The 14015-nt window shown below is 68.7% G+C and carries 8 protein-coding genes and 1 tRNA gene; 3 read left to right on the plus strand and 6 right to left on the minus strand.

Features of this window, described 5'->3' with window-relative positions; translation table 11 throughout:
• Nucleotide 1 precedes the first annotated feature (1 nt).
• A complete protein-coding gene (gene rdgB, locus QM841_RS21770) occupies nt 2–619 on the plus strand; it encodes an RdgB/HAM1 family non-canonical purine NTP pyrophosphatase (RefSeq protein ID WP_283333547.1) in 618 nt (205 codons plus the stop codon).
• Between the two features lie 136 nt (nt 620–755).
• Here rdgB and QM841_RS21775 read toward each other — a convergent pair whose 3' ends face one another.
• The 5 genes from QM841_RS21775 to QM841_RS21795 form a co-directional block, all read right to left on the minus strand.
• Nucleotides 756–1121: a DUF3817 domain-containing protein gene (locus QM841_RS21775; RefSeq protein WP_283333548.1), complete on the minus strand. Its 366-nt coding sequence runs from the start codon at nt 1119–1121 to the stop codon at nt 756–758.
• Nucleotides 1118–1516 carry a transcriptional regulator gene (locus QM841_RS21780; RefSeq protein ID WP_283333549.1) on the minus strand — a complete coding sequence of 133 codons (399 nt, stop codon included), beginning with the start codon at nt 1514–1516 and terminating at the stop codon, nt 1118–1120. The genes QM841_RS21775 and QM841_RS21780 overlap by 4 nt, the downstream gene beginning before the upstream one ends.
• 140 nt (nt 1517–1656) lie before the next feature.
• Nucleotides 1657–1738: transfer RNA gene (locus tag QM841_RS21785), tRNA-Leu, on the minus strand.
• A 45-nt stretch (nt 1739–1783) separates the two neighbouring features.
• A complete protein-coding gene (locus tag QM841_RS21790) occupies nt 1784–2269 on the minus strand; it encodes an HNH endonuclease signature motif containing protein (RefSeq protein ID WP_061699027.1) in 486 nt (161 codons plus the stop codon).
• Nucleotides 2266–2925, minus strand: coding sequence for a DUF8548 family protein (locus QM841_RS21795; RefSeq protein ID WP_283333550.1), 660 nt, complete (start codon nt 2923–2925; stop codon nt 2266–2268). The genes QM841_RS21790 and QM841_RS21795 overlap by 4 nt, the downstream gene beginning before the upstream one ends.
• A 454-nt stretch (nt 2926–3379) precedes the next feature.
• Here QM841_RS21795 and QM841_RS21800 point away from each other — a divergent pair, with 454 nt between their 5' ends.
• Together QM841_RS21800 and acpS are read left to right on the plus strand one after the other, a co-directional pair.
• On the plus strand, nt 3380–12703 hold the full coding sequence (locus QM841_RS21800) for a type I polyketide synthase (RefSeq protein WP_283333551.1): 9324 nt from the start codon (nt 3380–3382) through the stop codon (nt 12701–12703).
• A 9-nt stretch (nt 12704–12712) separates the two neighbouring features.
• A complete protein-coding gene (acpS, locus tag QM841_RS21805) occupies nt 12713–13105 on the plus strand; it encodes a holo-ACP synthase AcpS (protein ID WP_283333552.1) in 393 nt (130 codons plus the stop codon).
• Between the two features lie 68 nt (nt 13106–13173).
• Here the strand turns inward: acpS and QM841_RS21810 are convergent, their stop codons facing one another.
• On the minus strand, nt 13174–13863 hold the full coding sequence (locus tag QM841_RS21810; RefSeq protein WP_011594442.1) for a TetR family transcriptional regulator: 690 nt from the start codon (nt 13861–13863) through the stop codon (nt 13174–13176).
• Nucleotides 13864–14015 lie beyond the last annotated feature (152 nt).

A 14015-nucleotide genomic window follows, 5' to 3' on the forward strand; every position in this document is an offset into this window, starting at 1 on the left:
GGTGCCGGAAACCACACGGGTGCTGGTGGCCAGCCGCAACGCGAAGAAACTCCGGGAACTGCATCGGGTGCTCGCGGCGGCCGGTGTCGACGGAATCGAACTGGTCGGGCTCGAGGCCGTACCCGAGTACCCCGAGGCCCCCGAAACGGGTGCGACGTTCGAGGAGAACGCCTTGGCGAAAGCGCGCGACGGTGCCGCCGCAACCGGAATGCCCTGTGTGGCAGACGATTCCGGAATCGAGGTGGATGCGCTGAACGGCATGCCCGGAGTCCTGTCCGCCCGGTGGTCGGGCACGCACGGAAACGATCCCGCGAACACCGCCCTGGTCTTGGCTCAGCTCGGTGACGTGCCCGACGACCGCAGGGGAGCGGCGTTCGTCTCGGCGTGCGCGCTCGTGGTGCCCGGCGGCGAGGAATCGGTGGTCCGCGGCGAATGGCGGGGAAGCATCGCCCGTGAGCCCGTCGGCGACGGCGGATTCGGTTACGACCCGGTCTTCGTGCCGGATGGAGATACCCGCTCGGCCGCCCAGCTGTCACCCGAGGAGAAGGACGCGTCCTCGCACCGAGGGCGGGCGCTCGTTCAGCTCGTCCCCGACCTGGCGGCGCTCGCCGGGCACTGACAGTCGCTACGTTTCACGGGAGGAGGTTCACATGTCGCCGATGATGGTGCCTCAGACACCGCTCGGCTGGCTGACCTACGTGATCGCGATGATCACCGGGCAGCCGGTCATCATGTGAGAGAGCCGACCGGTTCGGTCAGAGACCGAAGTTGCGGCGGACCTGCTTGGTCCGCTGGTGCTCCACGTAGAACGACAGGAACGGAATGGTGCCCGCGAGTAGCGTTCCGACCGTCCGGCCCGCGGGCCAGCGCACCTTGACCGCCAGGTCGAGCGTCACCAGCAGGTAGACGAAGTACACCCAGCCGTGGACCACGGCGATCCAGCTGGGCAGGTTGTCGACCTTGAAGATGTACTTGGCCACCATCTCTGCGGTGAGGACCAGCAGCCACACACCGGTGGCGTAGGCGAGGACGCGGTAGCGCAGGAGCGCGGGGGCGATCTTCTTCTGCTTCGCGGTGTCTGCGACCGAACCGGCAGTCGTTTCGTCTTGGCCCGTGCTCACGTGGTGCTCCTATCGGTCTCGCGAGCAGACAGCTCGGCGAGGTACTGGTTGTACTGCGAAATCTGCCGGCTCTCGAGGTCGTCCGGGTCGTCCTCGGCCACCGAGGGGCGAGGGGGCAAGACGTCGGCCGGGATCTCCCGCAGTTCGGTGGGAGCATCCGGGACGTCGGCGGGGTCGGCCGGTTCGGCGTCCTCGAGCTGCACGAATCGCCGATAGGCGTAGACGAGGAACGCCGCGAACAGGGGCCACTGGAATGCGTAGCCGAGATTTTGGCCGGTCCCGCCCACCGCTTCGAAACGTGTCCACTGCCACCAGCCGAGTGCGAGGCATCCGAGAGCCCCGACGACCACCAACAGGATCAGCGCGGGGCGGCGTTGCTTACGGTTACCGGACACATAACGACGGTACCTGAATCGCTGAATGCGCTGCTAGGAGAGGTTGCCGCTATGGTGGCGGTCACAGCCGCCGGAGGCGCCCGACGAGCCGTCGATCCAAGCGAAACAGGGCCGCCGAATCGGCAGGGAAACCCGAGAAGTGCGCGAGGGGGGACTTGAACCCCCACGTCCGTTGGACACCACATCCTAAGTGTGGCGCGTCTGCCATTCCGCCACTCGCGCGCGAGGACAGACTACGCCACACCTCGACAGGAGCCCATCCTCGGATCAGCCTGTGTGCTCACCACCCTGTGTCCAGCGATTTCGGCCGGCCCACGTCGGTGTCTGACTGTGACAATTGGGGCAGAGGAACCGGATCTGATGCAAACGTGAGTCGAGGGGATCACCGTCAATGTGGTCGACGTGCAGAGTCAAGGGGCTTCCGCACCAGTCGTCGCCGAGGCCGCAGAGAACACATTTGTATTCGACCCCGGCCTCGATCAGGGCCCGGCGCAACAGATGTGGTTTCACTCGTGCGCTACCTGGTGGTCGTTCCACGAGAATCTCCTCCCACGACATGCGATTGCGAGCCGGCTTGCCCTTGGTGTGTGCGCTCCCGGTGAAGTGCGTCGTATCGATTCCGAACCTCTTGATCTGTCGACTCAGGTGAGCGTGTGTCCCACCCGCGGGTTTCAGGCCGAGGTAGCGCATGACGCCGGCCACGCTCGTCGATTCCGCGACCGCCTGCTCGAGCGCTTCTCGCGTGTACTTCATCTCGCACTTGCCACCCGCCGCTGCGCGCGCTGGTGCCGCCAGACGGCGTGGGTGAAGGTGGCGGGCGTGATCTCGAGCCGCACTGCTGCGGAGGCGACGAGGTGTTCGGCGTCTGCCGTCGATGGGGGTGCTTCGAGATCGAGCGCCTCGCCGAGGAACTCGCACACCAGGCGGTGAGATTCGGCGGTGCGGATGCCGAGTTGCATGGCGAGGCACTCCCAGGTGGCGGCACCGAACCCGGGCACCCCGACGATCGCGTTCCGCTGGGCCTCGGCGTCGCGGAGATCCGCCGAGGTGGTGCAGCCCAGCTCGGTGAGCGAGCGTGCCGCCGAGGCGACGGCCTCGGCCTTGGTGGTGTAGTTCCCCGGTACTCGCTGCCGGTTGTTCAGGACGGCCAGGAGGCCTTCGGGTTCGTCGGCGTGCGCGGCGAGCGCCGTGAGGTCGTCGAGAGGTGCGGCCCGGTGATCGCGCCAGCGGGTGATGACGGCGCGGACCCCCGTGGTGGGCGTGCCGTACGTGGCGCGGGCGGAGAACGCGGCATCGAGCAGACCGGCTTCGATCTCGTGCGGCCAGCCCTCCGTCCAGTGCGGCCACGACTCTCGTGGCAGCTTCGCGTCGACATGATCGAGTAGGGCGCGGACGTGGGCTGTGCTCATTTCTTCCCCCCGGAGAATGGCTGTCGGCTGTTCCTGGATTCGAACATTAGTGCGAGGATCCGACAGGTTCGGTTTCGCTGGTCGCGGACCCGGGTTCGGGGGCGCGGACCTGCATGAACCTGGGACTTCGTCAAGGTGGTAACAGATTGATAACGATTAATATGAGGCTTTCCTCAGGTTCTTGGACGTCCTCGCACCGCCCTCGTCCAGCACGGACGCGATCTACTCACCGGTCACTTCACGGGAGGGCTGTGAGAGACATCACGCGATATTTCTCCGATGCACGCCTGTGACACCCCGGCGGCATTTGAACGTGAGGAAATCCTCATGATTCTGTGTCAACCTTGAACAGCCCGGAAGAGCTGATCAGAGCCGATACAGCTGGCACACGATGCCGAGGGCGGCAGACACTATCCCCACCTCCCCCTAGAGGGGACCAGGAGAGGACATACGCGTGACGATTGACGACACGACACCCGCAGGAAACGGAAAAAACTCGAAGGGTTCGCGGCGCATCGGCGTAGACCGGGACGACACTCGGTCGTCGAGCAAGGGCACCCTCGTGGATCGTCTGCTCGGAGGTGAGCCGTACGCGCTCGCCTTCGGTGGTCAGGGCGCGCCCTGGCTGAGCTCGCTGGAGGAACTGAGCCGCGACAACGGACTCGAGCCGGCACTCACCACCATCGTCAACGACGCGGCCGACCACCTGGCCCCCGTGGCGCAGGAACTCCTCGTCGTGCGCCCGGTCGGATTCGACCCCATCGCCTGGATCCTCGAGCAGGAACTCGCCGACGAAGAGGACGGCGCCCAGGCGGCCGGACCCTCCGCGGCAGCGCTCACCTCGGCGGCGGTGTCTCTCCCCGGCGTCTTCCTCACCCAGATCGCAGCGCTGCGTGCGCTGGCAGCTCAGGGCCTCGATCCCGCGGTTACGGCTCCCGTGTCGGTGATCGGCCACTCCCAGGGACTCCTCGCCGCGGAGGCCGTTGCCTCCTCGGGTCAGAAGGACGGCGAACTCCTCGCCCTCGCTCAGCTCATCGGTGCGGCTGCCGGCCTCGTCGGCCGTCGTCGCGGAGTGATCGCCGCCGCCGACTCCACCCCGATGCTCGCTGTCTCCAACGTCGACCCGGAACGACTCCGTCAGATCGTCGAGGAGCTCGCCGAAGGCCTCGAGCCCGAGCGCGCAGCCGTCCTCGGCATCCGTAACGCCCGTCGCCGCGTCGTACTGTCCGGCCCGCCCGCCCAGCTGGCACGCGTTCAGCAGCGGTGCGAGCAGATCGAGGCCGACGAGGCCCGTGAGCGCGACGCCAAGAAGCGTGGCGGCTCCATCTTCGCGCCCGTCTTCGAGCCCCTCGCGGTCGAGATCGGCTTCCACCACCCCGCACTCGCGGAGACGATCGACATCGTCGGCCAGTGGGCCGTGCGCTGCGGTCTCGACGAGGAGAAGGCCCGCGCTCTCACGAGCGCCTGCCTCGTCGATCCCGTCGACTGGGTCGCCGCCGTCGACAGCACCCTCGAAGCCGGTGCCGCGTGGATCCTCGACCTCGGACCCGGTGACCTCCTCACCCGCATGACGTCGGCCAGTGTCCGCGGCCAGGGCGTCGGCATCGTTGCCGCCGCGACCCGTGGCGGTCACCGCAACCTCCTCACCCCCGGCGCAACCCCCGAGGTTCCCGCCGCGTGGACCGAGTTCCTCCCGAAGCCGGTGTCGCTGCCGGGCGGCCGCATCGGCGTCGAGACCGCGTTCACGAAGCTGACCGGTCGTTCGCCGATCCTGCTCGCCGGCATGACCCCGACCACGGTCGACCCGAAGATCGTCGCCGCAGCAGCCAACGCAGGCCACTGGGCCGAGCTCGCCGGCGGTGGCCAGGTCACCGAGCAGATCTTCGCCGACAACGTCGAGAAGCTCACCGGGCTGCTCGAGCCGGGCCGCGCCGTGCAGTTCAACTCGATGTTCCTCGACCCCTACCTGTGGAAGCTCCACGTCGGTGGCAAGCGCCTCGTGCCGAAGGCCCGTGCCGCGGGTGCCCCGTTCGACGGTGTCGTCGTCACCGCCGGTATCCCCGAGCTCGAGGACGCCGTCTCGATCATCGGAGACCTCACCGACGCCGGCTTCAGCTACGTCGCGTTCAAGCCGGGCACGGTCGCGCAGATCCGCTCGGTCATCCGCATCGCCAACGAGGTTCCCTCGTTCCCCGTCATCGCCCACATCGAGGGCGGCCGCGCCGGTGGCCACCACTCGTGGGAAGACCTGGACGACCTCCTCCTCGACACCTACGCCGAGCTGCGCACCCGGCCGAACCTGGTCCTGTGCGTCGGTGGCGGCATCGGCACGCCCGAGCGGGCTGCCGACTACCTGACCGGCCGCTGGTCCGTTGCACACGGCTTCCCGGCCATGCCGCTGGACGGCATCCTGGTCGGCACCGCCGCCATGGCCACCCTCGAGGCCACCACCTCTGCCGAGGTGAAGCAGCTCCTCGTCGACACCCCCGGTACTCCGGACTGGGTCGGAGCAGGCACCGCCGAGGGCGGCATGGCCTCCGGCCGCAGCCAGCTCGGCGCCGACATCCACGAGATCGACAACGCCGCGTCCCGCACCGGCCGTCTGCTCGACGAGGTCGCCGGTGACGCCGACGCCGTCGCCGAGCGTCGCGACGAGATCATCGAGGCACTGAACATCACGGCGAAGCCGTACTTCGGCGACGTCGCGACCATGACGTACGAGCAGTGGCTGCGCCGCTACCTCGAGCTGGCCGTCGGCATCGACGCGGCGAAGGCATTCGACTGCGGCACCGACCTCCAGGACGCCATCACCGAGGCCACCGAGAGCCCGTGGCTCGACATCACCTGGCGTGCGCGCTTCGGTGAGATGCTGCAGCGCACCGAGTCGCGTCTGCACCCGGTCGACCGTGGCCCCATCCCCACCCTGTTCGCCGACGACGCGATTCTCGAGCGTCCCGAGGCGGCCGTCTGCGCCCTGCAGGCGCAGTACCCCGACTACGCCACCACGGTTCTGCACCCCGCGGACGTCTCCTTCTTCGTCTCGCTGTGCAAGACCCCCGGCAAGCCGGTCAACTTCGTGCCCGTCGTCGACGGTGACGTCCGCCGCTGGTGGCGTTCCGACTCGCTGTGGCAGGCGCACGATCCTCGCTACACGGCCGACCAGGTTTGCGTCATCCCCGGCACCGTCGCCGTCGCCGGCATCACGCGCGCCGACGAGCCTGTCGGCGAGCTGCTGGACCGCTTCGAGAAGGCCACGTACGACGAGCTGGTCACCGCCGGTGTCGCGCCGCTGTCGCTGCCCGCACGCCGTCACGCGGACATTGCCCGCGGCCTCCTCGACACCGTGCTGTCGGCTCCCGACATCCAGTGGGCCTCGCGCCTGACGCTGAACCCGGTTCGCCGGCTCGGTGACCTCGACAAGTGGTCGATCGAGTCCGACACCCTCGCGGTGCACGAGACCACCGGTGCCGAGCTGTCCGTCGTCGACGACCAGCAGGTGCTCCTCACCGTCCCGCTGGTGGCAGCCAAGTCCGTCCAGATCACCATCACCGTCCCCGCGTCCGTCGCGGACGGTGGCGCTCCCGTGGTCACCGAGGCCGACGCCGAGAAGTCGATGACCGCACTCCTCGCGGTCGCGGCCGGTCAGGAACTGCCCGCCGTCAAGAACGGTGTCGCACGCCTCAACCTCGCCTGGACGCCCGACCTGGTCGCCGACCACGCCGGTGTCACCGGCTCGGGTCTGCCCACGACGCTGAGCGTCAGCGGCAAGGCCGTCCCGGACGTGGTCGTCGGCGCTTGCTGGCCGGCCGTGTTCGCCGTGCTCGGTGCTGCCAAGACCGAAGACTCGCTGTCCGTCATCGAAGGCATGCTCGACCTGGTCCACCTGGACCACAGCGTCGATTTCGTCGGCGAACTGCCTTCGGAGACCAGCATTCTCGTCGTCAAGGCCGAGGTCGCCTCGGTTCTCGACACCGACCTGGGCCGCGTCGTCGAGGTCAAGGTCGAGGTCGGCGCCATGCTCGGCGAGGGCCTGGACGCGCCTGCCGTCGTCACCCTGTCGGAGCGCTTCGCGATCCGCGGCCGCACCGGCAAGGGCGAACTGTCCGACCCGGCCCGCGCCGGTGGCTCGCTGAGTGACGAGGCCGTCGACACCCCGCGTCGTCGTCGCCGCGACACCACGATCGTCGCTCCCCGCAACATGGGCTCCTTCGCCCAGGTGTCGGGCGACCACAACCCGATCCACACCTCCGACAACGCGGCACTGCTCGCCGGCCTCGGCAGCCCGATCGTGCACGGCATGTGGCTCTCCGCCGCCGCCCAGCAGGTCGTCACCGCCGTGGATCCGGCCGAGACCAAGACGCCGCCGCGTCGTCTCACCGCCTGGACCGCACGCTTCCTGGGCATGGTTCGCCCGGGCGCCGAGATCGACGTCCGCGTCGACCGCATCGCCGTGGACCGGGGCGCCGAGATCGTCGAGGTCGGCTGCCGCATCGACGGTGAACTGGTGATGGTCGCAACGGGTCGCACCGCCGCCCCGAAGACCGTCTACGCGTTCCCCGGACAGGGCATCCAGCGTCCCGGCATGGGCCTCGACGCCCGCGCCCGCTCCAAGGCCGCCCGTGAGATCTGGGACCGCGCCGACAAGCACACCCGCAAGGCCCTCGGCTTCTCGATCCTCGCCGTGGTCCGCGACAACCCGACGGTCGTCAAGGCCCGTGGTGTCGAGCACAAGCACCCGGACGGTGTCCTGCACCTGACCCAGTTCACCCAGGTCGCGATGGCGACGCTCGGTGTGGCTCAGGTCGCCGAGCTCCGCGAATCCGGTGCCTTCGTCGAGGGCGCCCTGCTCGCAGGCCACTCGGTCGGTGAGTACAACGCTCTCGCCGCCGTCGCCGGTGTGCTGCCTCTCGAAGCTGTTCTCGAGGTGGTCTTCCAGCGTGGCTCCGCGATGCACGCACTCGTTCCCCGCGACGAGGCCGGCCGTTCCGACTACCGGATGGCTGCCATCCGCCCGTCGCAGATCGGTCTGGCCGACGACGACGTCGAGGCGTTCGTCGCCGGTGTCGCCGAGGCGACCGGTGAGTTCCTGCAGATCGTGAACCTGAACCTGCGTGGCTCGCAGTACGCCATCGCCGGTACGGTCGCCGGACTCAACGCGCTGGAGGTCGAAATCGACATCCGCCGTGAGGCTTTCGGTGGCAAGCGCGCGTACATCATGGTCCCGGGCATCGACGTCCCGTTCCACTCGACGGTGCTGCGTGGCGGCGTCGACGACTTCCGTGGACGTCTCGAGGAACTGCTTCCGCAGGACATCGACCCGGCCATCCTGATCGGGCGCTACATCCCGAACCTGGTCCCCAAGCCGTTCTCCCTGAAGAAGGAGTTCGTGCAGGAGATCGCCGACCTGGTGCCGTCGAAGCCCCTCGACAAGGTGCTGAAGGACTTCGACTCCTGGGCGAAGAAGCCGGTTCAGCTCACCCGCGTGGTCCTCACCGAGCTCCTGGCCTGGCAGTTCGCCAGCCCGGTGCGCTGGATCGAGACGCAGGACCTGCTGTTCGCCGACGAGTCCGAGGGTGGACTGGGTGTCGAGCGGTTCGTGGAGATCGGTCTGGGCTCCGTTCCGACCGTCGCGAACCTCGCATCGCAGACCCTGAAGCTGCCGGGCCGCTTCGGCTACCCGGTCGAGGTCCTCAACATCGAGCGTGAAGCGTCCATCGTGTACTCCACCGACGTCGATCCGGCGCCGGTCGAGGACGACGAGCCCGCAGCACCCGCAGCCGAGGCGCCCGCCGCATCGGCCGCACCCGCCGCGGCTCCGGCCCCGGCCGCTGCACCGTCCGGTGGACCGCGTCCCGACGACATCGCGTTCAAGGCCGCAGACGCCACCAAGGTCCTGATCAGCCTGTGGACCAAGCTCCGTCCCGATCAGGTCGGCCCCGTCGACACGATCGAGGCGCTGTGCGACGGCGTGTCCTCACGGCGTAACCAGCTGCTCGTCGACCTCGGCTCCGAGCTCTCGCTCGGCGCGATCGACGGTGCGGCGGACGCCGACATGGGTTCGCTCGCCGGCACGGTCGACTCCCTGGCCCGTACGTACAAGCCGTTCGGCCCGGTGCTGTCCGACTCGATCAACGATCACCTCCGCAAGGTCTTCGGCCCCTCGGGTCGTCGTCCGGCGGCCATCGCAGACCGCGTGAAGAAGGTCTGGGAACTCGGCGACGGCTGGGCGTACCACGTCACCGCCGAGGTGGCGCTCGGAACCCGCGACGGTTCCAGCATCCGTGGTGGTGACCTCGGTGGCCTGGCCGGCGGCGGTCTCGCCGACGGCGCCGCAGTGGACGCCGTCATCGACAGCGCAGTGGCCGCAGTGGCCTCGCGCCGTGGGATCAGCGTCTCCCTCCCGTCCTCGGGTGGCGGAGCCGGTGGCACCGTCGACGCCGCGGCGCTGGGCGAGTTCACCGAGCACATCACGGGCCGCGACGGCGTGCTGGCCTCGGCCGCCCGCCTCGTGCTCGAGCAGCTCGGCTTCGCAGGCGACACGGCGACGGCAGCGCAGCCGACCGACACCGAACTCGTCGACCTCGTGTCGGCGGAACTCGGTTCCGACTGGCCGCGACTGGTCGCTCCCGCGTTCGACGCCAAGCGGGCGGTGCTGCTCGACGACCGTTGGGCCAGCGCACGTGAGGATCTGGCTCGTCTGTGGATCGACGCGGCAGGCGTGGAGTCTCTCGAGATCGAAGGGTTCGCCGGTGCAGGCAAGTCCGTTGCGGCGCAGGCCGCATGGTGGCAGGCCCGCGCAACCGACGAGGGTCGCACGGCTCTGGCCGAGAAGTACGGACGCATCGCGGAGGCGGCAGTCGTCGTCACCGACGAGACCCCGGAATGGGCAGACCAGGTCGCCGTCGTCACCGGTGCCAGCAAGGGTTCCATCGCGGCCTCGGTCGCAGGCAAGCTCCTCGCCGGCGGCGCGACGGTCTTCGTGACCACCTCGCGTCTCGACGACAAGCGTCTCGGCTTCTACCGCGACCTCTACCGCCGCAATGCTCGCGCCGGTGCCGCCCTGTGGGTGGTCCCCGCGAACATGGCGTCCTACACGGACATCGACGCGCTCATCGAGTGGATCGGTGAAGCCCAGTACGAGACGGCCGGTGGATCGAAGAAGCTCGTCAAGGAAGCGGTCACCCCGACGCTGCTGTTCCCGTTCGCCGCGCCCCGCGTGGCAGGCGACCTCGCCGACGCCGGCGCCCGCGCCGAAATGGAGATGCGCGTTCTCCTGTGGTCGGTGGAGCGTCTGATCGGCGGACTGTCGAAGATCGGTTACGACCGTGACGTCGACACCCACCTGCACGTCGTCCTGCCCGGTTCCCCGAACCGCGGCCTGTTCGGTGGCGACGGTGCGTACGGCGAGGCCAAGGCCGCGCTGGACGCTGTGGTCGGCCGCTGGAAGGCCGAGCGCAACTGGGCCGAGCGCGTCACCCTGGTGCACGCTCTCATCGGCTGGGTCCGCGGAACCGGCCTCATGGGCGGCAACGACCCGCTGGTCGAGGCCGTCGAAGGTGCCGGAGTCCGTACCTGGTCCACCCAGGAAATGGCCACCGAGCTGCTGCAGTGGTGCGAGCCCGAGGCACGTCGCCTCGCCTCCACCGAGCCGCTCGCGGCCGATCTGACCGGTGGGCTCGCCCAGGCGAACCTGGACCTGCCCGCGCTGGCGAAGCAGGCTCAGGAAGCTGCGACCGCTGCTGCCGAGGCCGACGCGGATGCGGACGAGCTCGACACCATCGCGGCTCTGCCCGCCCCGCCGCGGGTCTCCGAGTCGGTGGCACCGGCTTGGGCCGGCGTCACGGCGGCTCCGGAAGACCTCGTCGTCATCGTCGGCGCCGGTGAGCTCGGACCGTTCGGTTCCTCGCGTACCCGCTTCGAGATGGAGGTCGACGAAGAGCTTTCGGCGGCAGGCGTTCTCGAACTCGCCTGGAACACCGGACTCGTCGTGTGGGAGACCACGCCGTCCGCAGGCTGGTACGACGCCGAGACCGGGGAACTGGTTCCGGAGGCCGAGATCGCGGACAAGTACCACGACGCAGTCGTCGAGCGCTGCGGCATCCGCCGCTACGCGGACGACGGCGCGATGGTCGAGAACACCGCACCGCTCCTCACGTCGGTCTTCCTCGACAAGGACCTGAGCTTCGTGGTCAGCACCGAGGCGGAAGCACTGGCCTTCGTCGAGGCCGACCCGGAGAACACGGTCGCGACGCCGGTTCCGGACAGCGGTGACTGGCAGGTCACCCGCCGTGCGGGCACCGAGATCCGCGTCCCCCGCAAGATGAAGCTCACGCGCAGCGTGGGTGGTCAGATCCCGACCGGATTCGACGTCACCAAGTGGGGCATCCCCGCCGACATGGCCGACTCCGTCGACCGCGTGGGCCTGTGGAACATCGTCGCCACGGTGGACGCGTTCCTCACCGGTGGATTCACGCCCAGCGAACTGCTGCGGTGGGTGCACCCCTCGCTGGTCGCCAACACCCAGGGCACCGGCATGGGCGGCATGACCTCCATGAGGTCGCTGTACATCGACACGCTGCTCGGCGAGAACCGGCCGAACGACATCCTGCAGGAAGCCCTGCCGAATGTGATTGCGGCGCACGTGGTCCAGTCCTACGTCGGCGGTTACGGCGCCATGGTCCACCCGGTTGCGGCGTGCGCCACGGCCGCGGTGTCCGTCGAAGAGGGCGTCGACAAGATCAAGCTCGGCAAGGCCCAGCTCGTGGTCGCCGGCGGGTTCGACGACCTCAGCGCGGAGGGCATCATCGGATTCGGTGACATGTCCGCCACGGCCAAGACCGACGACATGCGGGCCAAGGGCATCGACGACCGTCGATTCTCCCGGGCCAACGACCGTCGTCGCGGCGGGTTCGTCGAGTCGCAGGGTGGTGGCACGATCCTGCTGGCCCGCGGTGACCTGGCACTGGAGATGGGCCTGCCCGTCCTCGGTGTGGTCGCCTACGCCGGCTCGTTCGCGGACGGTGTCCACACGTCGATCCCGGCTCCCGGAATCGGTGCGCTCGGCGCGGGACGTGGGGGAGCGGATTCGCAGCTCGCCCAGTCCCTCGGCAAGCTCGGTGTCAGTGCCGACGACATCTCGGTGATCTCCAAGCACGACACGTCCACCGCGGCCAACGATCCCAACGAGGCGGAGCTGCACGAGCGCCTCGCCGGGGCACTCGGCCGCAGCGAAGGTGCGCCGCTGTTCGTGGTCTCGCAGAAGAGCCTCACCGGACACGCCAAGGGTGGTGCCGCAGCATTCCAGCTGATCGGTCTCTGCCAGGTGCTGGACCAGGGCATCGTGCCGCCGAACCGCAGCCTCGACTGCGTCGACGAGAAGATGGCCGAGTTCGAACACCTCGTGTGGGCTCGGGAGCCGCTCCGCTTCGGCGAGCAGTTCCCGCTGAAGGCCGGTCTGCTGACCAGCCTCGGCTTCGGGCACGTGTCCGGCATGGTCGCGGTCGTGCACTCGCAGGCGTTCGTCGAGGCCATCCCGGCCGACAAGCGTGAGGCGTACCTCGAGCAGGCACGCAAGCGCACCGTCGAGGGTCAGCGTCGTCTGGCGAAGGCCATGGTCGGTGGCGGCAGCCTGTACGAGCGTCCGGCGGATCGTCGCTTCGGCGGCGACAGCGTCCCGGCCGCAGCGTCCCGTCAGCTCGAGGCGGACGTCCTGCTCACCGAGGCCGCGCGCCTCGGAGCGGACGACGTGTACAGCTCGGGTCTGCCCGGCTGCAAGTAGGAACGACGGATGGGAGTTCTGGGGATCGGCTTCGATCTCGTGACGGTGTCGGAGTTCGCCGAGCAGCTGGACCGGCCAGGGACGGCAATGCTCGACAACTTCACACCGGGCGAGCGTCGGGACGCAGTGACCCGGAGCTCCGATCCGGCTAGACATTTCGCCGCCCGGTGGGCTGCGAAGGAGGCAGTGATCAAGGCCTGGTCCACGTCTCTCTTCGCCAGCCCGCCGGTGCTGCCCGAGATGATCCACCACCTGATCGAGGTGGTGACGGATGCGTGGGGACGGCCGAGTATCCGCTTACGCGGGGACGTCGCCAAGCATCTGACCGGCGTGAGGATTCACATCTCCCTCACACACGACGGAGACATGGCGGGCGCGTTCGCCGTCATCGAGTCCCTGTAGGCGCCTCCGGCGCCCGTGCGCCTTTCTGGTAGCTCCGGCAACCGGAAGGGCGCACAGGCGCGTAGCGGCTAGGTGGAGCGCGATTCCTTCTCGGCGACCAGCAGGTATGCCACCATCAGCCGTTTGAGTTCGGCGACGGCGTCCGCGTGGCTCTGATTGTCCTGCACGGAGAAGTTGAGCATCGAGTACACGACGTGGACGAGCACCTCGGCCATCATCGTCCGCCGCTCCCGCGACGTCCGCGGGGTGAGGGGCGCGAGCATCCGTGACACCTGCTCCGCGAACGCCTTCTCGTGGATGGCGCCGGTGGCGCGGGTCGAGGGCGTCGACTGCATCGCCAGCCACACCTCGCGCCTCGACGGGTCGGATGTCCACAGGCCAGCCATGTGGTCGACGAAGGAATTGAGGAACCGCAGCCAGTCGAGGGACGGGACCTCACCGTTGAACTGGGCGATCTCGTGCTGGACGCCGACGAGGTCCTGCCGGTTGAGTTCGCAGACGATCACGTACTTGTTCGCGAAGAACTGGTAGAGGGTGCCGATCGGGACGTCCGCGCGTGCGGCGACCTCCTCGCACGTGAACGATTCGAATCCCACGTCCACCAGCAACTCCCGCGATGCCGTGAGCAGCGCGTCGAACTTCCGGCGACTACGTTCCTGGGTCGGACGTCTGCGGGGCAGGAGTTCCTGCGGGTCCGACTGCAGCTCCAACGCCGGGTCCACTCGGCGCGGCGCTTGCTTGCTGACTGAAGACTCCACCGCCCCAGGCTATCCGTCTTTCGTCCGGATTCCGAAGATCCCTCCCGGTGACGCGTCGGGTTTCACCTGGGCGAGGAGACTGCTCGCGCCGTTTCGGTGTGAACGATGTGATCGCCCACAAGTTGCCGACCGCTGCGTTACCGACCCACCAC

The organism is Rhodococcus sp. IEGM 1307 (assembly GCF_030056915.1).
GTDB classification, from domain to species: Bacteria; Actinomycetota; Actinomycetes; order Mycobacteriales; family Mycobacteriaceae; genus Rhodococcus_F; species Rhodococcus_F opacus_D.

What these genes read in the sequence shown, in the direction of transcription:
- QM841_RS21790 (WP_061699027.1), bottom strand. Translation starts at nt 2,269, where the DNA reads ATGAAGTACACGCGAGAAGCGCTCGAGCAGGCGGTCGCGGAATCGACG.
- acpS (WP_283333552.1), top strand. Translation starts at nt 12,713, where the DNA reads ATGGGAGTTCTGGGGATCGGCTTCGATCTCGTGACGGTGTCGGAGTTC.
- QM841_RS21795 (WP_283333550.1), bottom strand. Translation starts at nt 2,925, where the DNA reads ATGAGCACAGCCCACGTCCGCGCCCTACTCGATCATGTCGACGCGAAG.